Source organism: Cohnella lubricantis (genome assembly GCF_014212015.1).
Taxonomy (GTDB): Bacteria; Bacillota; Bacilli; order Paenibacillales; family Paenibacillaceae; genus Cohnella; species Cohnella lubricantis.
Window position 1 is genome coordinate 1 of record NZ_JACJVN010000056.1, and the last position, 23719, is coordinate 23719.

Consider the following 23719-nt stretch of genomic DNA (forward strand, 5'->3'; position numbering starts at 1 on the left):
AGCACACAGTAAGGTTAGAGCACGATGCTTCACAAACGCGCAAATCGTTTCGTATCCGGTTATCAAGGCGCAAGCCTTGGCTAGACACCGGTCCGGTGGTGATGGCAGAGGGGTTCCACGCGTACCCATCTCGAACACGACCGTTAAGCCCTCTAGCGCCGATGGTACTTGGACCGAAGGGTCCTGGGAGAGTAGGACGTTGCCGGGCCGGCAACACAATTCAATATATTCCCTGATAGCTCAGTTGGTAGAGCACTCGACTGTTAATCGAGTTGTCACAGGTTCGAGTCCTGTTCGGGGAGCCATCTGGAGAGATGTCCGAGTTTGGTCGAAGGAGCACGATTGGAAATCGTGTAGGCGTCACAAGCGTCTCGAGGGTTCGAATCCCTCTCTCTCCGCCAGTATGGCCCGTTGGTCAAGGGGTTAAGACACCTCCCTTTCACGGAGGTAACATGGGTTCGAATCCCATACGGGTCACCATCTTCACTAAATTGCAGCAACAAATTTTCTTGAGAAATTGAGAAAATAGGGGTTGCAAAAGGGTAGACGCTTAAGGTATGATATTAAACGTCGCCTCTGAGGAAAGCATGTACAACGACGCGGGGTGGAGCAGTCCGGTAGCTCGTCGGGCTCATAACCCGAAGGCCGCAGGTTCAAATCCTGCCCCCGCAACCAAATGCTTACCTTCGGACTAACGATCCGAGAATGTCGTGGAGCCGTGGTGTAGAGGCCTAACATGCCTGCCTGTCACGCAGGAGACCGCGGGTTCGAATCCCGTCGGCTCCGCCATTCAAAACCTTACCTCGGCTCGGTAGCTCAGTTGGTAGAGCAGAGGACTGAAAATCCTCGTGTCGGCGGTTCGATTCCGTCCCGAGCCACCATTTAGGATTTAGGATTAAGGAATCGTATAATACGCCGGTGTAGCTCAACTGGTAGAGCAACTGACTTGTAATCAGTAGGTTGGGGGTTCAAGTCCTCTCGCCGGCACCATTGTTAGACTGCTTTGGAGGGTTAGCGAAGTGGCCAAACGCGGGAGACTGTAAATCTCTTCCTTCGGGTTCGGTGGTTCGAATCCATCACCCTCCACCACTTTTACCTTAAATTCTTAGGGGCATAGTTTAAAGGTAGAACAGCGGTCTCCAAAACCGTTAGTGTGGGTTCAATTCCTGCTGCCCCTGCCAAGCAAACTTGATATGGCGGTCGTGGCGAAGTGGTTAACGCACCGGATTGTGGCTCCGGCATTCGGGGGTTCAAGTCCCCTCGATCGCCCCATATTACAACTTCATATTGGGGATTAGCCAAGCGGTAAGGCAACGGACTTTGACTCCGTCATTCCAAGGTTCGAATCCTTGATCCCCAGCCATCATGCGGAAATAGCTCAGTGGTAGAGCATCTCGTTGCCAACGAGAAGGTCGCGGGTTCGAATCCCGTTTTCCGCTCCATATTCTTTCTAGGTACCATGTGTGAGTGACGGATTCCGTCGATTCAAAGGTCGAGCCTAGATCCTCAGCCACTTTGCGGAAATAGCTCAGTGGTAGAGCATCTCGTTGCCAACGAGAAGGTCGCGGGTTCGAATCCCGTTTTCCGCTCCAACTTTTCTCATGGCGCCATAGCCAAGTGGTAAGGCAGAGCTCTGCAAAAGCTTTACCCCCAGTTCGAGTCTGGGTGGCGCCTCCAACAACTTAATATACGCGCCCTTAGCTCAGCTGGATAGAGCGTCAGACTACGAATCTGAAGGCCAGGAGTTCGAATCTCTTAGGGCGCGCCACTTATGCTGGTGTGGCGGAATGGCAGACGCGGCGGACTCAAAATCCGCTTCCGGCGACGGAGTGGGGGTTCAAGTCCCTTCACCAGCACCAACTTTAAACAGTCAACCCTTGGGTTGCGGATATTCATCCGCGCTCAAGGGTTTTTGTTATTGCCACACAAGTCATGAATCAAAAATGTGCAATTGCCTGCAAAAGGCTGTGACGCTATGCTGAGAACAACGATGAGGTCTAGACTTCGATAGCGACGCAGTGAATGGAGGCGGTTCCTATTGAAAGCTAAATTAGAGAAGCTGGATCGAGGGCTGGCGGCAGCGGCGACCTCGGAAGGAGTCTTTCTCAGTTGGCGATTGCTTGGAGAAGAGGTCACTGGCTATTCCGACAAGGGGATGACGGGAGCAGACTTTCACGTCTATCGGGATGGGAAGCGGATTGCGCTGGTGACGGACAGCACCAATTATTTGGATCGCGGCGGATCGCTCGATTCCATCTACGAGGTGCGGGCAGTTGCAGGCGGTGTAGAGACGGACGGTTGCGAGCCGGTGACTCCTTGGGAAGGCAACTACATGGAGCTGCCGCTGCAGAAGCCGGCGGACGGTATGACGCCGAGAGGCGAAGCCTACAGCTATTCGGCGAACGATATGAGCGTAGGGGATGTGGATGGGGATGGCCAATACGAGCTCTTCGTCAAATGGGATCCTTCCAACTCGAAGGATGTGTCGCACTCCGGCTATACAGGCCCGGTGTATATCGACTGCTACCGAATAGACGGGACGCTGCTGTATCGGATTGATCTCGGCGTCAATATTCGGGCTGGCGCTCATTATACGCAATTTCTCGTGTATGACTTCGACGGGGATGGGCGAGCGGAGCTGATGTTCAAGACGGCGCCGGGGACGAAGACAATGCGCTATGACACTGCGGGGAGTCTGCTCTCGGAAGCCTACATCACGATACTCCCGGAGGATGCTGCCGCGGGATACAGCCATCAAGACGATTATCGCATGAGCAGCGAAGATTATGCCGAGCATATCGTTCAACTGTTCATGGCTTGGCATGAACAGGAGGAAGTTGCCGCCGGCCGCTGGCCCGCAAGCCTAGAGGCTTGCTTCGGCATCGAAGCGCGATTCAGCTATCCGTTATCCCGAGAGGATGCGCAGGAGCTGGCCGATTATTTCTTGGATGTATATGCGCCCTCTCGAAGCGACCGCAATCGGCTGCGGGCGTTCGAAGGCTTTGTTCTCAAAGGGCCGGAGTATTTAACGGTCTTCAGCGGCGAGAGCGGAGAAGAACTGCAGACGATTCGCTACAAGCCGGGCAGGTATGACGACGGTCTCATGTGGGGGGACTACGCCTGGAATCGAATCGAACCCGGCAACCGAGTGGACCGCTTCCTCGCTGGCGCGGCCTACCTGGACGGAGCGAAGCCCTATGCGATCTTCGCCCGCGGGTATTATACGCGGGCGGCAGTGGTTGCTTACGCTTGGGATGGGGTGAGGCTGCGGGAGGTATGGACGGCAGACAGCGGTTGGGTGCCGATGGACAACCCATTCGGCGATACGCTTCGAGAGTCGGACGGACGCGATGAGAAGCATGGCAGCCTCGCACGGCAAGGAGCGCATTCGCTAAGCATAGCGGATGTGGATGGCGACGGATGCCAGGAGATCATCTACGGCGCGGCGACCATCGATCACGACGGTTCTATCCTCTACAGCTCTAGAGCCGTCATGCCCCCGGAGAGCGCCGCGCCGGGGGAGATCGTGAAGCTGGGGCATGGCGATGCCTTGCATGTAGCCAAGATCGATCCGGATCGGCCTGGTCTGCAAATCTTCATGGTTCACGAAGGCGGAATCTGGGGGCCGTACGGGTATACGCTGCGAGACGCGGCGACGGGCGAGGTGCTGTTCGGTGCTTCAGCCCGCGAAGACGTAGGCCGCGGCATGATCGGACAGGTGGACCCGGACTGGCGCGGATTGCAGGTCTGGTCGAGCGAAGATATTTTCAGCCGGAATACGTTCGGATTGCTGTCGGCGACCGGTGAGCAGATCGATCGGAAGGCGCCGGGCACGAATATGAGCATCAGATGGGCGGCGGACATGACGACCCAAATCATTAGCGGATCGTTCGAGGAACCGGTGACGATCCAGGATTGGAAGCGAGGCTGTCTGTTAACGGCGGAAGGGACGAGGTCCAATAACGGCACGAAGGGCAATCCTTGTCTCGTGGCGGACATTCTCGGCGACTGGCGGGAAGAGCTGCTCGTTCGAACTTCGGACAGCTCGTCGATCCGCATCTACCTGAGCACAGAGGCGACCGACCGCAAGCTGTACACGCTGATGCACGACCTCCAATACCGCGTTGGCGTCGCTTGGCAGAACGTCGTCTATAATCAGCCATGCTATCCGAGCTTCTACTTCGCATCGGACATTGATTGGTCCAAGGTGCCGCTCCCAGGTAAGCCGGCACAAGGGATTTCGACTGTTTAGCAGACTTTGCACTTTCTTGATCGAGGCTGGCAGAGATGCATCATTACGCTGCTTCTCTGCCGCGCAAAAATGTCCGATTGGCGGCAAATTCAACTTCGGTCATAATCGGATCAGTTCCAGGCAGATCCAGGCCAAGAGACGAATCGCTACGGAGGTGACAATCGTTGAAGCTAACGGCCGAGTCAGCCCCTAGTTCCGCACACGCCCGCCAGCGCGCTACGGTCATGGCCCGGCTGCGCAAAGACAAATGGACATACGTGCTGCTCGCCCCCGGTTTGCTCTACTTCCTTATCTTCAAGTACGTTCCGATGTGGGGTGTCTTGCTTGCGTTCCAGAATTACCAGCCCTTCCTCGGCTTCTGGAAGAGCGAATGGATCGGGATGGAGAACTTCCGCATCTTCTTCGACAATCCCGAATTCTTCATGCTCTTGCGCAACACGCTAGTGCTCTCGCTCTATAACCTGCTCTTCTTCTTCCCGGCGCCGATCATCCTCGCACTGCTGCTTAACGAAGTCCGCCGCGCCTTCTTCAAACGAACGATCCAGACGATGATCTACGTTCCTCACTTCATCTCTCTTGTCATCGTGGCCAGCTTAACGTATGTCTTCCTAACGACGCAGAATGGGATCGTCAATACGATGCTCGAAAAGTATACGGGCGACACCATCGATTTCCTTGGCAGTCCCGACTGGTTCAGGCCAATGATCATCACCCAGACAATCTGGAAAGAGTCAGGCTTCGGAACGATTATATTTCTCGCCGCTCTGGCCGGAGTCGATGTGGAGCAGTATGAAGCCGCGATTATGGACGGCGCTAACCGCTGGCGGCAAATGTGGCATATCACACTGCCGTCGATCCGCAACACGATCGTTATTCTGCTCATTCTGCGAATGGGAGACGTGCTCGACAACGGCTTCGAGCAAATCTATCTGATGCTCAATCCGCTGAACCGCGAAGTCGCGGAAGTGTTCGATACGTACGTCTATATGATGGGCATTACGCAAGGCGCATTCAGCTACAGCACGGCAGTTGGCTTGTTCAAAGCGGTCGTGGGCGTCATTCTCGTGCTGGGAGCGAACTGGACGGCCAAACGGTTCGGCCAATCCGGTATTTATTAAGGCGCGCGGCTGGAAGGAGGAAGTCCGTTGTCCAAATCCTATCGATCGTTAGGCGGCACGCTGTTCGACATCTTCAACTACTTGCTTCTCAGTTTGATCGGAATCGCTGCCGTGCTGCCCTTTCTCTATATTGTGGCAGGCTCCTTCGCCAGCGACTCGGAGCTGACCCGGCGAGCGTTCTTTATCATTCCCCAGTCGTTCTCGGTGGCCGCTTACAAATACATTTTCTCGACCGATACCGTTACGCACAGCATCTGGAACTCGCTCATGATTACCGTCGGAGGGACGATCGTTAACCTGTTCTTCACCGTTACGATGGCTTATGCGCTGGCCAAACGGGGATTAATGGGCCGCAATCTTGTGCTCAACTTGGTGATCTTCTCGATGCTGTTCAGCGGCGGCATGATCCCGACCTATCTGGTTGTCAGGGAGCTCCAATTGTTGGACACCTTCTGGGCTCTTATTCTGCCGGGAGCGATCAGCGCGTTCAATCTGATTATCGTGAAGAACTTCTTCCAAGAGATACCGCCGGAGCTTGAAGAGGCGGCCCGCATCGACGGATGCGCGGAGATCGGCCTGCTCTGGCGAATCGTGCTGCCGCTGTCCATGCCGGTGCTGGCGACCTTCACGCTGTTCTATGCGGTTGGCCACTGGAACAACTTCTTCTCGGCGCTGCTGTATATCAACGACCCTGAGAAATGGCCCTTGCAGGTGATGCTCAGGCAGATCGTTCTGCTGTCGCAGATGGCTGCAGGCAGTGCGCAGAGCGTGGATTACAACTATGTCAAAGAAGCGGAGCAATCCATTAAGATGGCCGTCATCGTCGTCGGCACCATTCCCATTCTGCTCGTCTATCCGTTCCTGCAGAAGCACTTCGCCAAAGGGGTCTTGATCGGTTCGGTCAAGGGATAACGGATTGCGACCATAGCGCTACCTAATATGAAGAGGGAGGAAAGTGAATGAGCAAATTGAAAGTGAAATGGTCTTTGCTAGGTGCGGCGGGCGCGCTGGCGCTCGCATCGATCGCCGGCTGCGGCGGCAACAACGGGAACGGCAGCGCCTCGCCATCTGCAGAAAGTTCGGCTCCGGCAAGCGGCACCTCGTCGTCTTCGGCTTCAGCATCGGCCTCGGCAGCGCCATCGGCCTCGAATCAGGAGCCGCTTGATCTATCGATCATGCTGCCGATCTTCAAGACGAACTATCCGAAGGACGACGGACCTGTCACGACGGAGATCGAGAAGAAGACGAACACGAACATTCACCTCCAATGGGTACCGAACGCATCGTATGAAGACAAGTTCAACATTACGCTTGCCTCCGGCAAACTCCCGGATATCATCTATGTGCCTAGCGTGAAAGTCCCGAGCTTCGTCAATGCCGTCAAATCCGGCGCATTCTGGGAGGTTGGCAGCTACCTGAAGGATTACAAATACTTGAGCCAATCGAACGAGGTCATCCTGAACAACTCCTCGATCGACGGGAAGACCTACGGCATCTACCGCGGTCGCGCTCTCGGGCGCAACGGCATCAACTATCGCAAGGACTGGCTCGAAGCGGTCGGCCTGCAGCCGCCGAAGACGATCGACGACTTCTATAATATGCTGAAGGCATTTAAGGAGCAGGACCCGGATAAGGATGGCAAGGACGACACCTACGGCATGGTGCTCGTGAAGTGGACGGGAAGTTGGGCCAGCGGCTTCGATATTATGAAGCTATGGTTCGGCGCTCCGAACAAGTGGGGCGTCGTGGACGGCAAGCTGGTCCCTGAGCATCAGACGCCGGAATACTTGGAAGCGCTTAAGTTCATGAAGAAGCTGTACGATGAGAAGCTGATTAATCAGGACTTCGCCGTATTCGACAGCGCCAAATGGAATGATCCGGTTGTCAATGGCGAGGCTGGCGTCATCGTCGACGTAACCGACAACGCGGCGCGGCTGGATGATAAGATTCACCAGGCGCTCGCGCAGGAAGGCAAGGACGATCCGAGCGTCCATTACGTCGATAATATGATTGGCGTCACCGGCGACCACGGTCTTCGCGCCCTTCCAACCTCCGGCTTCGCCGGCGTGCTCGCCATTCCGAAGTCGTCGGTCAAGACCGAAGACGAGCTGAAGCGTGTGCTGCAATTCCTCGACCAGATGAACGAGCCGGAGCTGCAATCGCTCGCAGGCTTCGGCATCGAAGGCAAGCATTACACTCTTGAAGACGGCGCTGCTGTGCCAAGCAAAGACACAGCGCTGCTGGAGTCCGAGGTGGAGGGTCTGAATCAGATGCTGCCGTTCATTCCGGAGGACCAAGGAATCAAAGTGAAGCAGACGCCGCTGCGGCTTCAAACGGCGAAGCTTCAGAAAGAAGCGGAGCAGTATGTCGTGGCGAATCCGGCAGAGCCGTTCATCTCTACGGTCTATTCGCAGAAGGGCCAGCAGCTCGACAACATTATCAATGACGCCCGGATTAAGTTCATCGTCGGCCAGATCGACGAAGCCGAATTGCTGGAAGCCTTCGAGACGTGGAAGAAGACGGGCGGGGACGATCTGGTGAAGGAAATGAACGACTTGTACGCTGCTTCTCAAAGCAAGTAGGCAGGCAGGGGTGACACTAGGATGGCCGTCCGGCAGCTAACCCGGATGGCCATTCTCGCGCTGTTGCCGAGATCGCCGTCCTGTTATATTCTGGTATAAGAAGACGAATGCTTCCCCCGAACTTTCCATGTAGGCTGGTGAGAGCATGCTGAATGCCTTAAGAGCGAGACTGGCGAGAAGATGGGAACGATCCTCCGCTCGTCAGGGACTCTACTACAAGAAGAGTCTCATGATGATCTTCATCGTCTCCGGGATACCGGGGCTCATTACAGGCGCGCTCTTATATGGAATAGCGGGAGGAAGAATGGAGAGCGACCTGTTGCAGCTGCACTACCGGCAGATCGAACAGCGCTCCCGGAATATCGATGATCAGCTCAGCAATCTGGAGCTGCTACTGTCGCATTGGGCGTTCGATACTAAATTCGGCAGTTCCTTATACGACCTTGACTTTGTTCGGAGCTTCGATACGACGATAGACCTTACCAAGACGCTGATCGCGATGCAGGGCTCCAACGCCTTGGTTAAGCGGGCGGAGCTCTATGTCGGAGGCGTACAGAGGGTTCTGCTGAATCCGGAATACGAGAGGCTGAGCGCCGAGAAGGAGCAATCCGTGTATGAGCCGCTGGTCCATGGCCATCGGGAGACGTATTGGACACAGTGGGCATTCGATCCCGATGACCCTGATGCGAAGGATCTGGCGCTAATCCATCGAATTCCCGGCGGAAGCTTGCAGCCCTTCGGCGTGTTGATCTTCCGCTTCAGCCAGGAGAAGGTGGCTAACCTGCTCCGAACGATGTCCCCCTATAACAACGGGGAGACATTCGTGCTGAATCCTTCAAGCGATCTGTTCATATCCGGAAATGGAAGCGTTTACGATTCGCCGCTTATTCAAGCTTTGACGAAGAGAATTGCCGCTGCCGGCACGTCCAAGGGCTCGTTCTCCATGGATTGGAAGGGAGCGACCTATACGGTCTCCTTCGGCAGTCTGTCCCGAATTGCGGACGATTGGACTTATGTGTCCGCTTCACCGATTACGAACATCACATCGCCGGTTGTGTTCATCTCCAAAGTCATTATCGCGGTCAGTCTGGCTGCCTTGCTGCTGGCTGCGATTCTCGCGTGGCTGGCGTCGCGGCGCATCTACTCGCCGATCCGGCGTTTGGTCACGCTTCTGGCGGGTCCGCCAGGTGCGAGCGGACAGGATGAATTCGCGCTTCTCGAGCGGAAGTGGACCAGCTTGCACCAGCACAGCTTGGAATTAAGCAGCAGGCTGGACGCCCAGCTCCCGCATCTGAAGGAGAGCTTCCTGCACCAATTGCTTCAAGGCTACCTGTACGCCTACTCGGAGACCGAGCTGCAGCGCCGGATGAACCAGTTCAAGTGGGAGCTTGAAGGGCGCAAGTTGATCGTGCTCTATATCCAGCTTGACGGAATTGGCGGCGTGGAAGGCCGATTCCGTGAAGGAGACGAGGGGCTGATTACCTTCGCGGCCGTCAATATGATCGGGGAATTGGCGGGCCATCGGTTCGAGCAGAGCAATACGATTAATTTTCACGATCTCACGGCAGGTCTTCTTATTCTCGTTCCGGCAGGAGAGGATTACGCACGGTTGCTTCAGGAGTTCGGCGGCGAGCTGATTCAGTCGATCAACCAAATGCTGAATATGCGCGTCGCAATCGCGTTCAGCGGTCCTGTGCCGCGGATCTCGGATGTTCCGCTTGTCTTCGAGAGAACCAAACAGGCGGTCGGCTATCGGAACTTCGCCAGCGCGAACCAGATCATCAATATGGAAGATGCTCATTCCAGCGCCGATGCGGACGCTGCCCTCTCTTATCCCTTCACGTTGGAGCGTGAGCTCATCCAGGCGTTGCGAACCGGACGGGAGGACGAGGCGCATGAATTGCTGGAGTTGTTCCTGGACGCGTTGACCTGTGAAGGCGCCAAAGCGCTCGACGTCCAGCAGGGGATGCTTCACTTGCTCGGCAACGTGCTGCACGCGATTATGATATCCGGCGTCAACCCGAACCGCTTGTTCCAGGGGGAGAATCTATACGAGCAGCTGTCCCAAATCCGGGAACCGAAGCGGATGCTGGCGTGGTTCCGGAAGAAGGTGCTGCACCCGTTCCAAGCGGAGCTCGCAAACCGTTCCGATTCTCAGCTCAAACGGACGATTGAGCAGGCGATGATCTATCTGCAGAACAATTACATGAGGGACATCTCGCTCGACAACTGCGCGGACCATGTCGGCACCAATCCGTTCTATCTGAGCAAATCGTTTAAGCAGGTAACCGGCAAGAACTTCATCGATTACCTGACCGAGCTTCGCACGGACAAAGCCAAGGAGCTGCTGAGGGAGACGGAGCTGCGGATCAACGATATCGCCGAGAGCGTCGGCTATCAGCACAGCTACTTCAATCGCATCTTCAAGAAGCAGGAGGGCATGACCCCGACCCGCTATCGGGAGATGAGCCGGCAATCGCAGCAGAGCGGCGAACGTTCGTAGAGGAAGAGGCTGGCAAGGACAAAGAAGAGGAGAGATTCAGATGGGCAAAATTCTGCTGTGTTATCCCGGCGGACGGCACAAAGCGCTGACGATGAGCTACGACGACGGCCAGGGTGCTGATCGGCGGTTAGTGGACATTTTCAACCGATATGGCATTAGAGGAACGTTCCATTTGAATTCCGGACTGCTCGGGGAGTCGGATCGCGTGACCGCGGAGGAGGTTCGTGCGCTGTATGCGGGGCACGAGGTGTCGGCGCACACACTGACGCATCCAACCATCGCGCGCTGCCCGAACGAGCAGATCGTTCACGAAGTGATGGAGGATCGCCGCCGATTGGAACAGCTCGTCGGATACACGGTGCGCGGCATGTCATACCCGAACGGCTCCCACAGCCGGCGGATTCGGGAGCTGCTGCCGGGACTCGGCATCGAGTACGCGAGAGTCGTTCCCAGCTCCGGCCAGTTCGGCTTGCCGGATGACTGGCTGCAGTGGCAGCCGACGTGCCATCACAACCATAACTTGATGCCTTTGGCAGAGACGTTCGCTGGCCTCCACAAGACGCAATATTTGTACTTAATGTACGTATGGGGGCACAGCTACGAGTTCGATAACGACAATAACTGGGAGTTGATGGAGGAGTTCTGTTCGTCTATCGGCGGGCGGGACGATATTTGGTACGCCACCAATATCGAGATCGTCGACTATGTCAAAGCTTATGAGCAGTTGAAGTTCTCGGCTTCGCTGGCGTTCGTCCATAACCCGACGGCCACGAACATCTGGCTTAGCGTAGACGGGCGAATCATCGAGGTCAGGGGCGGAGAGCAAGTGCAGCTGAACATATCGGAAGCGCTGAACCGACTCGAATAGACGGGGAGGGTAAGATCGATGGATCAATTCAAGGAACCTTGTCTAGCGGGGAGAATCGACCTGCGAGCAGCAGGGCCGCGCTGCAAAATGCTGCTCGGCGATCTGAACGGCGACGGCCGCATGGAGATCGTGATGGTGCAGCCCGACAATCGCCAGGACGTGCGGTACATTCCGCATCAGACGCAATGCCTGACCGCCTTCGACCTGGAAGGCCGTCTGCTCTGGCAGTTCGGCACCCCGGATCCGGGCGCCGGCTCGCAGGGCTCGGACTACCCCGCCCAGATCGCCGATATCGACGGTGACGGCCAATTGGAGGTGCTGTGCGTCATGCACGGCAGTCTGCTGGCGCTGCATGGAAGCACCGGGCAGGTGAAGCGGTCACGCGAGCTGCCGGATCCGCAAGCGCATGACTGCCTTATCGTCGCGAATTTGGCGGGAGGCGAATATGCCGGGGATCTGATTCTGAAGGATCGGTACCGGACGCTATGGGCGCTCGACCGGGAATGGAACCTGCTCTGGAAGCACGAGGGCAATCCGGGGCATTACCCGTGGGTATACGACTTCGACGGTGACGGAAGAGACGAGGTGATGGCCGGTTACGATCTGCTCGATCACGACGGTCGGCTGCTATGGAGCTGTCAGGGCTTGGACGATCATGCAGACTGTATCTGGGTGGGAGACGTGAACGGCGATGGAAAGCCGGAGATTGTCGTCGGCGGCAGCGTCACGGTGATGTACGATGCGAAGGGGCATGAGCTGTGGCGATACGAAGGCTCAGTCGAATCGCAGCACATCGCGCTCGGCCGCTTCCGGCCGGAGCTGCCGGGCCTTCAGATCGCCGGCCTGGACCGGCTCGTCCGGGAGGACGACGGCAAAGGGCTGGCAGGCAAGGACGCATTGTTCTTGCTGGATAACGAAGGCCGCGAGCTGTGGAAGGAAGATCGCGCGACGGCTGGCTGGCTGACCATTGCGGAGACGCTTGGAGGCTGGGAGGCGGACGCGCCGGACTACATTCTCGCTTATCGCCGGGGCGGCGGCGTTCCGCCTACCTTATACGACGGACAGATGGGCATCGTCACACAGTTCCCGTTGAACGGTTATGCTGTCCATGCCGATCTGTGCGGGAGCGGGACGGAGCAGGTCATCGTCTACACCGACGAGACGGCGGAGATCTACGCCAGCCGTCCGCTCGATCTGAGGGCGAAGCGTCCCGGCGCGCCGTTGCAGCAGCCGAAGCGGCTGTCTCATTCGACGCTGTATCCGGGAGGGGAACAGATCGAGAAGGCGCTGACCGCTCAGTTCGGCCGTTAAAGGCTGACCGGAGAATAACCGAATCGCAGGTCCAGAACCGGAGCTTCGATAGCGCTTCGGTTCTTTGGCATTCAACCGCACCTGTCCAGGAGGCACGGGACCTCAAGGCTGTAGCGTTCCCCGCCCTTGGTCTAGGTTCAAAAACGTGCGCGGGTCCGTTATGCCCAAACGGCGCAACGTTTACAATGTGAATGTGAGGTTAAGAGAACCGGCGAAGGACAGAGCACAACGATCTGGCTGCCGGGAGAAGGGAAGAGGTGAGGAACGGTTGAGAAAAGGAAACGGATTGGCCGTCATTCTAATCGTCATCGGCATTCTGCTGTTATTCGGCAAATTGGGCCACTTCTTCGGTTGGCTCATCTCGCTGCTGATCCCGGTGCTGATCATCGGCCTAGGGGTCATGGCGTGGAGGAGAGGCAACAGGCTCGTAGGGGGCATCCTCGCGGTTATCGGCGGGTTCATGCTGCTCGGCAAGCTGTCCACGGTGATATTCTGGGTCGCGGTCATCGGGTTGATCTTGTTCGGGATCTCGATGCTCAGCAAACCGCGTAACCGGCCTTAACGCGTCGGTCGAAGGAGGATTTAGAACAAATGAGCGTGATTAAACGAGTAAGAGACATGACAGCAGCTACGTTAAACGATCGGCTCGAGAAGTCGGAGGATCCGGTGAAGCTGATCGATCAATTCCTCTGGGCCACGCACCAAGAGATTGTCCAGAGCGAGCAGCTCGAGCGGCAGTACGCTGCGCACACGGATCATCTGCTTCGGCAGTGGCGAGAAGCCGAGCAATGGAAGCAGCGGCGCGAGCAGCAAGCGATGACGGCGCTCCAGGCCGGCGAAGAAGCCGCGGCGAAGCTGGCGCTTCAGGAGAAGATGGCGCAGCAGGAGAAGGCGGAGCGTTACCGCGAGCTGTACGAGCAGAGCAAAGGCGAGCTGAACGAGCTGGAGCAGCTGCTGCAGGAGCTGCGCGACGAGTACCGGGCTGTGTACGACCGCAGGCAATTCTATATCGCCCGGATGGAATCGCTTCGGCTGCAGCAGCGGCTGAACGCAAGGTTCGGTCCCGGCGCGGGCAGCAGCCCGAACACAATGTTCCGCAAGCTGGACGACCGGCTGACTGACATCGAGCTGGAGACGAAGAGCCTTCGCGATCTGCGCCGGATGGGGCAGGAGATGGTCTATCAAGCCGGAACGGTTGTCCACGAGGCGATCGAGAAGGAGCTGCAGCAATTGAAGCGGAAGCTGGAACAAGGAGGCTAAACGAATGCGCAAGCTGTATCGTTCGACGCGCGACCGGAAAGTGTTCGGCGTCTGCGGCGGACTGGCAGAGTACTTAGGATTCGACGCTACGCTGCTTCGGATTCTGTTGATTGTCGTGACGATATTCTCGGGGGGCTCTCTCGTTATCGTATATATCCTGGCGGGACTTATCATTCCGCAGGAGCCGCACTTTGGCGGAGGAGCATTCGGCGGCGGCTGGAACGGCGGCGGCGGCTTCGGCGGCGGCAATGGCGGTAATGGCGGCTTTGGCGGCGGCGGTGGAGGCGGCGGCTTCGGCGGCTGGAATCCGCCCCCGCAATCGACGGGCTGGAAGCCGGGTACGCCGTGGCCGGGCCCTGGAGGCTCCGCGTCTGCGGGCACAGCAGGCGGCCCGGTTCGTCCGGAGCCCGCACAGGCGGGGGCGTCAAGAGCGTCAGCATCGCCTGCGCCGGAGCTGGATGCGATGATGGAGGATATCGAGAAGAAGGCGCTGCGGCGCGAGATTGAAGAGCTAAAGGCGAGAATCACCAAATTCGAGCAACAATCGAAAGGGGAAGAATGAACATGGGAGTATTTCAACGCGTGAAGGATATGACGAAGGCGTCGATTCACGAGCTGCTCGACAAATTGGAAGATCCGGTCGTCATGCTGAACCAATATCTCCGCGATATGGAGACGGAGATCCACGAGGCGGAAGTGACGGTCGCGAAGCAGATGGCCTCCGAGCGCCGACTGAAGCAGCGCCTCGACGAAGCGGCTCGTATCGGTGTCGAACGCGAAGCGCAAGCCGAGCAGGCGCTCCGCGCAGGCAATGAGGCGATTGCCCGCAAGCTGCTGGAGGAGAAGGTCTACTACGATCAGCAAGCGGCGAACTTGATCGAGCTGCATGCTCAAGCAAGCGAGCAAGTGAGCGAGCTGACGAGCCAGCTGCATGAGATGAAGGAGGAGTACTATAAGCTGCGCAACAAGCGCAATGAGCTGTCGGCGAGAGCTCAGATGGCCAAGGCTCGCAAGCAGATGGCGCAAGTCAGCTCGCTGCACGCCATTGAGAGCGGCAACGCTTCCCGCGGCTTCCACCGCATGGAAGAGAAGATCATGCAGCTGGAGGCGGAAGCCGACGTCGCCCGCCTGCCGGGATCGCCGCTACGTTCGGTAGGCGCCCCGATCGACGCCGAGAAGGCGTTCCGCGTCGACCAAGAGCTGGCTGCGCTGAAGAACCGCATGCAGCCGCCCGCATCGGCAGAATGAAGCCAGCGCTCCGTCTTGCCCTGGCCTCCGGCCGGGGCAGATTGAGCCGGAAGACCGTGCCAAGCGGCTGGCGTTAGCTAGCTCGAAGCTTGTCGCAGAAGGTCATTTGCCGCATAGGATAGATATGGTATGCTATCAAAGATACTGCAGGCCCAGGCCATAACGGAGCTAAGTTCCGTTATGGCTTTAGCCGTGGAGACGGAATATCGCGCGAGGAGGCGAGGTCCGACGTGAAGAGAGGTTCCAGTCATGCGTTGTTGTTCATCTGCGCCGGATGTTATCTCGCTCTCGGGGGGCTGGCTGGGTTTGCGACTGTGAATGCCATTCTTCTTCTATGGTTAGGAATTGACCGGTTCAGAAGAGACAGAAGCCGCCTTGCGCTGCTCGTCATTGCCATCTGCGTCCTGGTGCTTATCGTGAAGCAGATCCTGTTGATTCTCGTACTCGTTCTGGTCATCTTCGGACTATATTATCTGAAGGCAAGACCGCAGGACACAGCGGCTGCCGGCAATGGCGGAAGATTGGGAAGACAATATCAGTTCGCGCTGAGCATGAGGCTGGATCGGCATTCTTGGGTGCTTCATTCCCTCTCCAGCTGGCATGCCTTCGGCGAAGTGCGCATGGATCTGTCGATGGCGGTGCCTGAAGAGAAAGAGACGACCATCGTGCTGCAGGGCATCGTCGGAGATATCGAGCTGATCGTTCCGGAGGATTATGGCTTGGAAGTCGACGCTTCGGTCATGTTCGGACAGGCCCGGTTCCCCGACCGGACGGAAGGCGGCCTGTTCCATCGCGGTCATTGGCGCACGCCCGGTTACGATACCAAAGAGCAGAAAGTGAAACTCCAGTTGTTCTATCTCGTAGGCAATATTAGAATTCGGTCGATCTGAAGGGGGAATGGCACATGGTCTGGCGGCATATTGGCGAGTCTGTCTTATTCTCCCTCGGAATCGGCATCGTTGTCGTTTATTTGCTTCAAAGCCAAGGGTTGGCCGAGCCTTTTGAATCATGGACCACCATTATAACGTTCGGCTTGTCCGCTGTCGGCGCGCTGCTCGTCTCCGGCCTCGCCTTCGGAATCTATCGGAGCTATCCGATCCGCAACCGGATCGACACGCTTCGAGACGCGATGCTTATGCTGGAGAAGGGCAATCCGGTGCCGCAGCTGCCTTATATGGGCAAAGACGAGATCGGAAGGCTGTCTGAACAATTATCGCGCATCAGTTATAAGTGGGAAGAGCAAGTGGCCAGCCTGCAGCGGCTGTCCTCGAACAACACGGAGCTGGCGGCGAAGGCGCGCATGAGCGCCGTCGTAGAAGAGCGGCAGCGGCTTGCCCGGGAGCTGCATGACGCGGTCAGCCAGCAGCTATTCGCCATCTCGATGACGGCGACGGCAGTCGGCCGGACGCTCGATCAGGACTTCGAGAAGGCGAAGCGGCAGGTGAAGCTGATCGAAGAGATGGCGTCGGTCGCCCAATCGGAGATGAGGGCGCTGCTGCTTCACTTGCGCCCCGTTCACTTGGAGGGCAAGAAGCTGTCGCAGGCGATCCCCGAGCTGGTCGAGGAGATGCGCGCGAAGGTGTCGATGGACATCTTGCTCGATATGGATGAAGATCTCCAACTGAACAAAGGGATCGAGAACCACCTGTTCCGCATGGTGCAGGAGGCGATCTCCAACACGCTCCGCCATGCGAAGGCGACGAGGATGGACATCGCGCTTCAGATGCGCGGCGAAGCGGTTCGGCTGGCGATCAAGGACAACGGCGTCGGCTTCGACGTCATGGCCAAGAAGCAGACCTCATACGGCTTGGTCAGCATGGAGGAGCGGGTGAACGAGCTGGGCGGTTCACTGAACGTGGCGAGCGCGCCGGGCAAAGGAACAAGGATCGAAATTCGCGTGCCGATCATGGCCAAAGAGAGAGGTTGGGAAGATGGAGGAGCAGCAACCGATACGAGTACTGTTAGTTGACGACCACGAGATGGTCCGAATCGGGCTGGCAGCGGTTCTCGATACCGAGGAAGGGATCGAGATCGTAGGCGAAGCGGGCAACGGCTTGGACGGCCTTCGGCTCGCGAAGGCATACAAGCCCGATGTCGTGCTCATGGATCTCGTGATGGAAGGAATGGACGGCATCGAGACGACGCGCAGGCTGATGGAAGAGCAGCCGGATTGCAAGGTGATCGTGCTGACCAGCTTCCTGGACGACGAGAAGATGTACCCGGTCATTGAAGCCGGCGCATTCAGCTACCTGCTGAAGACTTCGCGCGCCTCGGAGATCGCCGACGCGATCCGGGCGGCCGGCCGGGGGCAGTCGGTGCTCGAATCGCAGGTCGCTTCGAAGATGATGAACCGGTTCCGCAAGCCGGCGCAGTCTTCTTCCGCGCCGCACGAAGAGCTGACGGACCGGGAGATGGAAGTGCTGCAGCTGCTCGCGCAGGGCAAGTCGAACCAAGAGATCGCGGACGAGCTGTTCATCGGCATCAAGACGGTGAAGTACCATATGACGAACCTGTTCGGCAAGCTGGGTGTCGAAGACCGCACGCAGGCGGCGATCTACGCGCATCGGCATGGGCTGGCGGAATGAGAAGCAGCGCAGGCAGGATGAGCTGTTCCAAGGATGATCGGCATCCGGGGAACGGCTTTTGTTTATAATCAGCGTTAGATGCGTGTATCCAGCAAGGCGCCTTTGGACTGCGGGGGGACGTGCTTCTCGCCTTGAGAAGTATACGTGATGAAGGCGTCCGGCGGCGAGGCGAGAGACGGGGCTTCGGAACGGATGCCGGCGTCAGGCTGCTGGGCGGCTGGAGACTTGGCAAGGCTGCCCTGTAGAAGATCGCGTTCATCGGCGAAAGGATGCGGAGGATAGAGCGGCGGTATTCGTTCAATCGGCGTATAGAGCGTGCGAACGGGACGAATCAGCATGCCAGGATCACTCCTTCCAAGTGCGGGCGTCTTCTTTATTTTACCAGATCATCTTCTGTTCCGAAAATAGCGCCGCTCTCCCGACGGATCATGATCGTTGTCGAGGAGGCGGCGCGTGCGTGCATGGATCGGCGGCGGCATCGTTACAGAAGCGTTATAGCAGCAGCACGGCGTCGATGGGCTTGATCGGCAGCACGACCCGGGGGCCGAACAGCGGAACAGGCGGGCCGAGGCCGATATAGCCCCATCCGTCCGCGCCTGCGAGGAGCATCGGCTCCTCGATTGTCCCTTCGCCGCCTGTCTTCGGCTTGCCGCCCGACGTCTTCGCCAATCGCCGCCCGGCTCCGCGTCCGCTGCGCTTCCGCCCGCGCTTGCGGCCTGGACGCACTTGCTGCGGGGATTCCGCCGCCAAGTCGTCCTCGCTGCCGTTCAGCACGACCTTGCCCTTCGAGCATCCGGTGAGGAAGCCGAAGTGGCGCGCGCCGTCGTTCATCACGATGCAGACGGGAAGTCCCTGCAGCTCCCGCAATTGCTCTTCGGTAACCGGCGATTCAGGTGGTTCCAGCATGACGTTCACTCCCTTGGGATAATCTAGACCAGTGTATTCACCCAAGGGCGAATGCGTATGGATAAGTACCCAGATGCCAAGTCTAGCCATAAATAGAAAAGGATTGCCGATTGTGATACACTACACTACAAAACACGTATCCTATCCTTAATGACGAAAGATGAGGATCTTCAGATGGACAAAACGTTGGATACCGCCGCCGCGGAAGGCGCGGTCTACTTCATTTTCGGCGCGACGGGCGACTTGGCCCGCCGCAAGCTGTTCCCGGCGCTGTACAGCCTGTACCGCGAAGGCAAGCTGGGCGACAGATTCGCGATCGTCGGGCTTGCCCGCCGGCCGCGCACGGACGAGCAGTTCCGCGATGACGTGCACGAATCGATTCGCGAATTCTGCCGTTACAAGCCTGCCGAGGGCGGCGAGTGGGCGGCCTTCGCCGAGCGGTTCAGCTACCATCCTCTCGATATTAGCAATGTGGACGGCATGCGGCAGCTTAGCGAGACGACGCAGGAACTCGAACGGCGCTATGAGATCCCGGGCAACCGGCTGTTCTATCTGGCACTGGCCCCGGATCTGTTCGGCACCGTATCCCGCACCCTGCGCGATGGAGGCATGCTGAACTCCCCGGGGTGGCACCGGCTCGTCATCGAGAAGCCGTTCGGGTATGACTACCCGTCGGCGGAACGGCTTAACGAGGAGATCCGGCAAGTGTTCCGCGAGGAGGAAGTGTTCCGGATCGACCATTACCTCGGCAAGGAGATGGTCCAGAACATCGAGATGATCCGCTTCGCGAATGCGTTCTTCGAGCCGCTCTGGAACGCAGGCCACATTGCGAACGTGCAGATCACGCTGGCCGAGACGGTCGGCGTCGAGGAGCGCGGCGCGTATTACAACAAGTCAGGCGCGCTGCGCGACATGGTCCAGAACCATATGCTGCAGATGTTGACGATGATCGCGATGGAACCGCCAAGCCGACTCGATCCGGAAGATATTCGCGATGAGAAGGTGAAGGTGCTGCGATCCATTCGCACCTTCTCTTCCCCCGAAGAAGTGCGCGCGAGGGTCATCCGCGGCCAATACGCGGAAGGATCGTCCAAGGGCAAGCCCCTCCCGGGCTACCGGCAGGAGGAATCGGTGCCGGCGGATTCGGCGACCGAGACGTTCTTCGCGGCCCGCATGTTCGTCGACAACTTCCGCTGGGCGGGCGTGCCCTTCTACGTCCGGACAGGCAAACGGCTTCCGGTGAAGTCGACCGAGATCGTCGTCGAATTCAAGAACGCGCCGCGCAACGTGCTGTTCGCCCGCAAGCAGGAGCTCCAGCCGAACCTGCTGGTCATTCGCGTCAATCCGATGGAAGGCATCTACATTAAGATTAACGCTAAGAGGCCCGGCAATGAGATGACGATCCAGCCGGTCGTGATGGAATATTGCCAGAGCTGCCTCGTCGGCATCAATACGCCGGAGGCTTATGAACGGCTGATCTTCGACGCGGGCAGAGGGGATTCGACCTACTTCACGCGCTGGGACGAGCTGGCTGCCGCCTGGCAGCTGGTCGATCCGATCGCGGCGGCCTGGCGGAACAACGAATCCGAGCTTCACTTCTATCCGGCCGGCACGTGGGGGCCGGAGCAAGCGGACGCGCTGCTGCGCGAGGACGGCTTCCGCTGGTGGCCGGTGAACGGGGAAGAGGAAGACAACGTCGTCTGGGTCACCAATTCGAAGCCGCAGTGACGACGGAGGAATGGAACGAGCCTTAGCGACGAGTGCCATAGCATGAACCAAGCAAGTCCCGAGCGGTCGGCCGTTCGGGGCTTGTTTGGTTATGGTCATTTTTAGAAAGAAAAAATATTCCACAAAACAAAAATAAAAAGGAGAAATATGCTTTCTATAATCTGGAGATATGCTATAATCAATCCAATAATGTCACGTCGTAAGAATTTAACATTACGTGACATGGAATTTATATGTAATTATTAAAGGGATGAAAGGGTGCAAGCAGAGATGAAGAGATCCGCCAAAGTTATGCTGTTCGGCACGCTCGCAGGAATGACGATCGCCATGACCGCATGCTCGAGTAACAACAATGAGGGCTCGCCTTCTGCCAACGGAAACGACGGAAATACGTCCGCGAATGAACCGGTTACGCTGGAATTCTGGACCATCGCGCTGCAGCCGAAATTCAACGATTACTTCAACGCCTTGTTCGCCGACTATGCGAAGACGCATCCGAACGTCACGATCGATTGGAAGGATTATCCGCTCGACGCGATTCAGAGCAAACTGCTGGCCACGGCCGCCGGCGGGGATGCGCCCGATGTCGTCAATCTCAATACGGAGTTCGCCAATCAGCTCGCCTCCAAAGGCGCGCTCGCCGATCTGGGCAGCCTGATCAGCGAGGAGACCAAGAGCGCTTACTTCGACGGAATCTTCAACTCTACCGTATTCGATGGCAAGCCGTATGCGTTCCCTTGGTATACCGGCACCCAAGTGCTCTATATGAACAAGAGCCTGGTAGAGAAGGCGGGGCTCGATCCGGCTAATCCGCCGAAGACGAAGGAGGAGCTCTACGAGTGGGGACGCCAGATTAAGGAGAAGACCGGCGCCGCCGGCTACGCGACGCAGTTCTCGGCGAATCACTTCCCGAGCGAAGACATCCCGATTCTGAATGAAGACCGTACGGCTGCCGCCTTCAATTCCGACGCCGGCGTCGCCGTTATCCAGAACCTGAAGGACTTGGTCGATGAGGGCATCATCCTGAAGGACGACGCCAACTTCGACAAGCAGATTCAATACTATGCCAGCGAGCAAGTGGCGTTCGAGCTGTCCGGACCGACGTTCATCAACTTCATCAAGACGGCGGCGGAGGATGTCTATAATAACACGATCGCGGTTCCGCTCCCGACAGGCAAAGGCGATCTGCGCTACTCCAACTCGATGAACATCGTCGTGCCGAAGGGCTCCTCGCATCCGCAGGAAGCGGCCGACTTCGCGGCGTTCCTCACGAACGCGGACAATCAGACGGCCTTCTCCAAGATTGCCAATACGCTGCCGTCCACGAAGAAGTCGATCGAGGATCCGTTCTTCACGCAATCCGACAATACGCTGGAAGCGCAGGCCAAGATCGCCTCGGCGCAAAGCTTGGACAAAGCGCAGGAGTACTTCCTCGGCGTGCCGAACGCTTCGGATATCAACACGGCGATCAACCGCAAGCTGCAGGAGATCATTCTGAACGGAGCGGACGTCAAGTCCTCGCTGGACGCAGCTGCCGCCGAAGTGAACGACGTTCTGAAGAACGCCGAGAATTAATGCGTTAAGGGGGCGGCTGGAGCCGCCCTTCAAATTAGCTCCGGGTGGTGACGACGATGCGCTTCAAGAGGCTGCATTCCGATACCTTCTCGGCCTGGTCGTTCATGGCGCCGGGACTGATCCTTCTAGCCATTTTCGTCGTATGGCCGATTGTCTACAGCATCCCGCTCTCGTTCACGAACTACTCCGTGATCGGAGAGACCAAGTACGTCGGAATCGATAATTTCGTCCGCGCCTTCAAGGACCACAACTTCCTCATCTCGCTGTGGAACTCGCTCCTGTATGTGATTGTCGTGCCGTTCATTCAGGTATTCTCGATTCTGATGGCGATTCTGGTGAACAGCAGGCTTCCCGGCATCTCGGCGTTCCGCACGGCGTATTACATCCCCGTCGTCACGTCGATGGTCGCGGTAGCGCTCATGTGGAGCTGGATGCTAAGCAACAACGGGCTGGTGAACTACGTGCTCATGGAGCTCGGCATCATTCACGAGAAGGTCGGCTGGCTGTCGAGCAGCGATACGGCGCTGTACGTTCTCATGTTCATTACGATGTGGAAGGGCCTTGGCTACTACATGATGCTGTATTTGGCCGGGCTGCAGGCGATCCCGTCCGATCTGTATGAAGCGGCGATCGTCGATGGGGGAACGAGGTTCCAGATTATCCGCAAGATTACGATTCCGCTGCTGAAGCCATACGTGTTCTTCTGCAGCCTCATCTCGGTCATGGGAGCGGTTCGCGTGTTCGACGAGGTGTTTGTCTTGACCAAGGGCGGACCGGGAACGTCGACGCTGACGTCCAGTCTATACATTTATCAGGAAGGAATTGGGGAGTTCAACTTCGGCTACGCTTCGGCCCTCGGGTTGATCGTCAGCATCCTGATCGCACTGCTCAGCATCGCGGTCTTCAAGTTCAATCAAAAAGGCGGTGTCAATCCCTATTGATGAACGATATGAAGCGCGCCGTACTGAAGCCGGTCAGCTACACGGCAGGTTACCTGATGCTGGCGCTGCTGGCGATATTCATGATGGGTCCGTTCCTGTGGCTGCTCAGCGTGTCTCTCATGCCGGGGAAGAATATCTTCTCATTCCCGCCGGCGATCTTCCCGACCTTCATCGACTTTAAGAATTATGCGGAAGTGTGGGAATTCATCGACTTCCCGAGGTATATCGGCAATACGGTCTTGATCGCGGTATGCGGCGTGCTAGCCAATATCATCTTGGCATGCCTGACCGGCTACCCGCTGGCGATGTTCCGATTCAAGGGCCGATCCTTCGTGTTCGGATTCCTGATCGCGACGATGATCATCCCGTCCTCGACGGCGCTAATCGTGCATTATTTGACGATCCGCGCATTCGGGCTGCTCGGCACTTATGCCGGCGTCGTGCTGCCTTCGGCGGCGGCGGTGTTCAACATCTTCCTCATGCGGCAGACGTTCATGGGCGTTCCGGGCGAGATCCGCGACTCGGGCAAGATCGACGGGGCGTCGGAATTTCTCATCTGGCGGAGGCTGATGCTGCCGATGGTGAAGCCCGGCATCGCGGTCATCGGGCTGCTCGAGATGATGTCGTATTGGAACAGCTTCCTGTGGCCGATCGTGGTGCTCGACGACCCGGCGAAGTATCCGCTGGCGTCCGCGCTGACGTATCTGAACGGTCAATTCTCCTACAACTTCGGCTGGATCGCGGCGGGGACGATCATCTCGGTGCTGCCGATTATTCTCGTGTTCCTGTTCACGCAGCGATATTACATGGAGGGCATCTCCGGCGCTGTCAAGGGCTAAGAG

At 57.6% G+C, this 23719-nt stretch carries 20 protein-coding genes, 16 tRNA genes and 1 rRNA gene; 35 read left to right on the forward strand and 2 right to left on the reverse strand.

The window, feature by feature from the left end; all coding sequences use genetic code 11:
• Nucleotides 1-91 precede the first annotated feature (91 nt).
• The 31 genes from rrf to H4Q31_RS14395 all read left to right on the forward strand — a co-directional run bounded on the left by rrf (nucleotide 92) and on the right by H4Q31_RS14395 (nucleotide 17727).
• Nucleotides 92-208 (forward strand): 5S ribosomal RNA (gene rrf, locus H4Q31_RS14245).
• 21 nt (nucleotides 209-229) lie between these two features.
• A tRNA-Asn gene (locus H4Q31_RS14250) sits at nucleotides 230-305 on the forward strand.
• A gap of 3 nt (nucleotides 306-308) precedes the next feature.
• Nucleotides 309-401, forward strand: a tRNA-Ser gene (locus H4Q31_RS14255).
• A 4-nt stretch (nucleotides 402-405) separates the two neighbouring features.
• Nucleotides 406-480: transfer RNA gene (locus tag H4Q31_RS14260), tRNA-Glu, on the forward strand.
• A gap of 118 nt (nucleotides 481-598) precedes the next feature.
• Nucleotides 599-675 (forward strand) — tRNA-Met (locus H4Q31_RS14265).
• A gap of 37 nt (nucleotides 676-712) precedes the next feature.
• Nucleotides 713-789, forward strand: a tRNA-Asp gene (locus H4Q31_RS14270).
• 16 nt (nucleotides 790-805) lie between these two features.
• A tRNA-Phe gene (locus tag H4Q31_RS14275) sits at nucleotides 806-881 on the forward strand.
• Between the two features lie 33 nt (nucleotides 882-914).
• Nucleotides 915-990, forward strand: a tRNA-Thr gene (locus H4Q31_RS14280).
• A 15-nt stretch (nucleotides 991-1005) separates the two neighbouring features.
• A tRNA-Tyr gene (locus H4Q31_RS14285) sits at nucleotides 1006-1089 on the forward strand.
• Nucleotides 1090-1107: 18 nt separating this feature from the next.
• Nucleotides 1108-1181, forward strand: a tRNA-Trp gene (locus H4Q31_RS14290).
• Nucleotides 1182-1196: 15 nt separating this feature from the next.
• Nucleotides 1197-1272, forward strand: a tRNA-His gene (locus H4Q31_RS14295).
• A gap of 16 nt (nucleotides 1273-1288) precedes the next feature.
• Nucleotides 1289-1363, forward strand: a tRNA-Gln gene (locus H4Q31_RS14300).
• Between the two features lie 4 nt (nucleotides 1364-1367).
• A tRNA-Gly gene (locus H4Q31_RS14305) sits at nucleotides 1368-1442 on the forward strand.
• Between the two features lie 75 nt (nucleotides 1443-1517).
• Nucleotides 1518-1592, forward strand: a tRNA-Gly gene (locus tag H4Q31_RS14310).
• Nucleotides 1593-1603: 11 nt separating this feature from the next.
• Nucleotides 1604-1677, forward strand: a tRNA-Cys gene (locus tag H4Q31_RS14315).
• A gap of 14 nt (nucleotides 1678-1691) precedes the next feature.
• Nucleotides 1692-1768, forward strand: a tRNA-Arg gene (locus tag H4Q31_RS14320).
• Nucleotides 1769-1773: 5 nt separating this feature from the next.
• Nucleotides 1774-1859 (forward strand) — tRNA-Leu (locus H4Q31_RS14325).
• Nucleotides 1860-2038: 179 nt separating this feature from the next.
• Nucleotides 2039-4252 (forward strand): rhamnogalacturonan lyase, encoded by a 2214-nt coding sequence (locus H4Q31_RS14330; RefSeq protein WP_185179737.1) that lies wholly within the window; start codon nucleotides 2039-2041, stop codon nucleotides 4250-4252.
• Between the two features lie 224 nt (nucleotides 4253-4476).
• Nucleotides 4477-5370: an ABC transporter permease gene (locus H4Q31_RS14335; protein WP_185179784.1), complete on the forward strand. Its 894-nt coding sequence runs from the start codon at nucleotides 4477-4479 to the stop codon at nucleotides 5368-5370.
• A gap of 27 nt (nucleotides 5371-5397) precedes the next feature.
• Nucleotides 5398-6282, forward strand: a complete 885-nt coding sequence (locus H4Q31_RS14340; RefSeq protein WP_185179738.1) for a carbohydrate ABC transporter permease — start codon at nucleotides 5398-5400, stop codon at nucleotides 6280-6282.
• Nucleotides 6283-6329: 47 nt separating this feature from the next.
• Nucleotides 6330-7952: an extracellular solute-binding protein gene (locus tag H4Q31_RS14345; protein WP_185179739.1), complete on the forward strand. Its 1623-nt coding sequence runs from the start codon at nucleotides 6330-6332 to the stop codon at nucleotides 7950-7952.
• A 145-nt stretch (nucleotides 7953-8097) separates the two neighbouring features.
• The gene (locus H4Q31_RS14350; protein WP_185179740.1) at nucleotides 8098-10455 is read left to right on the forward strand and encodes a helix-turn-helix domain-containing protein; all 2358 of its coding nucleotides are present in this window, start codon (nucleotides 8098-8100) and stop codon (nucleotides 10453-10455) included.
• A 40-nt stretch (nucleotides 10456-10495) separates the two neighbouring features.
• Nucleotides 10496-11323, forward strand: coding sequence for a polysaccharide deacetylase family protein (locus tag H4Q31_RS14355; RefSeq protein ID WP_185179741.1), 828 nt, complete (start codon nucleotides 10496-10498; stop codon nucleotides 11321-11323).
• 18 nt (nucleotides 11324-11341) lie between these two features.
• Nucleotides 11342-12634, forward strand: a complete 1293-nt coding sequence (locus H4Q31_RS14360; RefSeq protein ID WP_185179742.1) for an FG-GAP-like repeat-containing protein — start codon at nucleotides 11342-11344, stop codon at nucleotides 12632-12634.
• A gap of 268 nt (nucleotides 12635-12902) precedes the next feature.
• The gene (locus tag H4Q31_RS14365) at nucleotides 12903-13196 is read left to right on the forward strand and encodes a LiaF transmembrane domain-containing protein (protein WP_185179743.1); all 294 of its coding nucleotides are present in this window, start codon (nucleotides 12903-12905) and stop codon (nucleotides 13194-13196) included.
• Nucleotides 13197-13225: 29 nt separating this feature from the next.
• Nucleotides 13226-13894, forward strand: a complete 669-nt coding sequence (locus H4Q31_RS14370) for a PspA/IM30 family protein (RefSeq protein ID WP_185179744.1) — start codon at nucleotides 13226-13228, stop codon at nucleotides 13892-13894.
• Nucleotides 13895-13898: 4 nt separating this feature from the next.
• Nucleotides 13899-14456: a PspC domain-containing protein gene (locus tag H4Q31_RS14375; protein ID WP_185179745.1), complete on the forward strand. Its 558-nt coding sequence runs from the start codon at nucleotides 13899-13901 to the stop codon at nucleotides 14454-14456.
• Nucleotides 14457-14458: 2 nt separating this feature from the next.
• The gene (locus H4Q31_RS14380) at nucleotides 14459-15142 is read left to right on the forward strand and encodes a PspA/IM30 family protein (protein ID WP_185179746.1); all 684 of its coding nucleotides are present in this window, start codon (nucleotides 14459-14461) and stop codon (nucleotides 15140-15142) included.
• Nucleotides 15143-15372: 230 nt separating this feature from the next.
• Nucleotides 15373-16032, forward strand: coding sequence for a cell wall-active antibiotics response protein LiaF (gene liaF / locus H4Q31_RS21800; RefSeq protein WP_185179747.1), 660 nt, complete (start codon nucleotides 15373-15375; stop codon nucleotides 16030-16032).
• A 14-nt stretch (nucleotides 16033-16046) separates the two neighbouring features.
• Nucleotides 16047-17111, forward strand: coding sequence for a sensor histidine kinase (locus H4Q31_RS14390; protein WP_185179748.1), 1065 nt, complete (start codon nucleotides 16047-16049; stop codon nucleotides 17109-17111).
• Complete coding sequence (locus tag H4Q31_RS14395) at nucleotides 17074-17727, forward strand: response regulator (protein ID WP_185179749.1); 654 nt, start codon at nucleotides 17074-17076, stop codon at nucleotides 17725-17727. The genes H4Q31_RS14390 and H4Q31_RS14395 overlap by 38 nt, the downstream gene beginning before the upstream one ends.
• A gap of 74 nt (nucleotides 17728-17801) precedes the next feature.
• On the opposite strand, the gene H4Q31_RS14400 is transcribed toward H4Q31_RS14395, so the two are convergent.
• Together H4Q31_RS14400 and H4Q31_RS14405 are read right to left on the reverse strand one after the other, a co-directional pair.
• Entirely contained in the window at nucleotides 17802-18065 is a 264-nt protein-coding gene (locus H4Q31_RS14400) for a hypothetical protein (protein ID WP_185179750.1), read from the reverse strand.
• Between the two features lie 154 nt (nucleotides 18066-18219).
• Entirely contained in the window at nucleotides 18220-18633 is a 414-nt protein-coding gene (locus tag H4Q31_RS14405) for a hypothetical protein (RefSeq protein WP_185179751.1), read from the reverse strand.
• Between the two features lie 174 nt (nucleotides 18634-18807).
• Here H4Q31_RS14405 and zwf point away from each other — a divergent pair, with 174 nt between their 5' ends.
• The 4 genes from zwf (at nucleotide 18808) to H4Q31_RS14425 (ending at nucleotide 23716) form a co-directional block, all read left to right on the forward strand.
• Nucleotides 18808-20361 (forward strand): glucose-6-phosphate dehydrogenase, encoded by a 1554-nt coding sequence (gene zwf, locus H4Q31_RS14410; RefSeq protein WP_245347321.1) that lies wholly within the window; start codon nucleotides 18808-18810, stop codon nucleotides 20359-20361.
• A 270-nt stretch (nucleotides 20362-20631) separates the two neighbouring features.
• Nucleotides 20632-21936 (forward strand): ABC transporter substrate-binding protein, encoded by a 1305-nt coding sequence (locus H4Q31_RS14415; RefSeq protein ID WP_245347322.1) that lies wholly within the window; start codon nucleotides 20632-20634, stop codon nucleotides 21934-21936.
• Between the two features lie 56 nt (nucleotides 21937-21992).
• Entirely contained in the window at nucleotides 21993-22877 is an 885-nt protein-coding gene (locus H4Q31_RS14420; protein WP_185179753.1) for a carbohydrate ABC transporter permease, read from the forward strand.
• Entirely contained in the window at nucleotides 22877-23716 is an 840-nt protein-coding gene (locus tag H4Q31_RS14425) for a carbohydrate ABC transporter permease (protein WP_185179786.1), read from the forward strand. The genes H4Q31_RS14420 and H4Q31_RS14425 overlap by 1 nt, the downstream gene beginning before the upstream one ends.
• Nucleotides 23717-23719 lie beyond the last annotated feature (3 nt).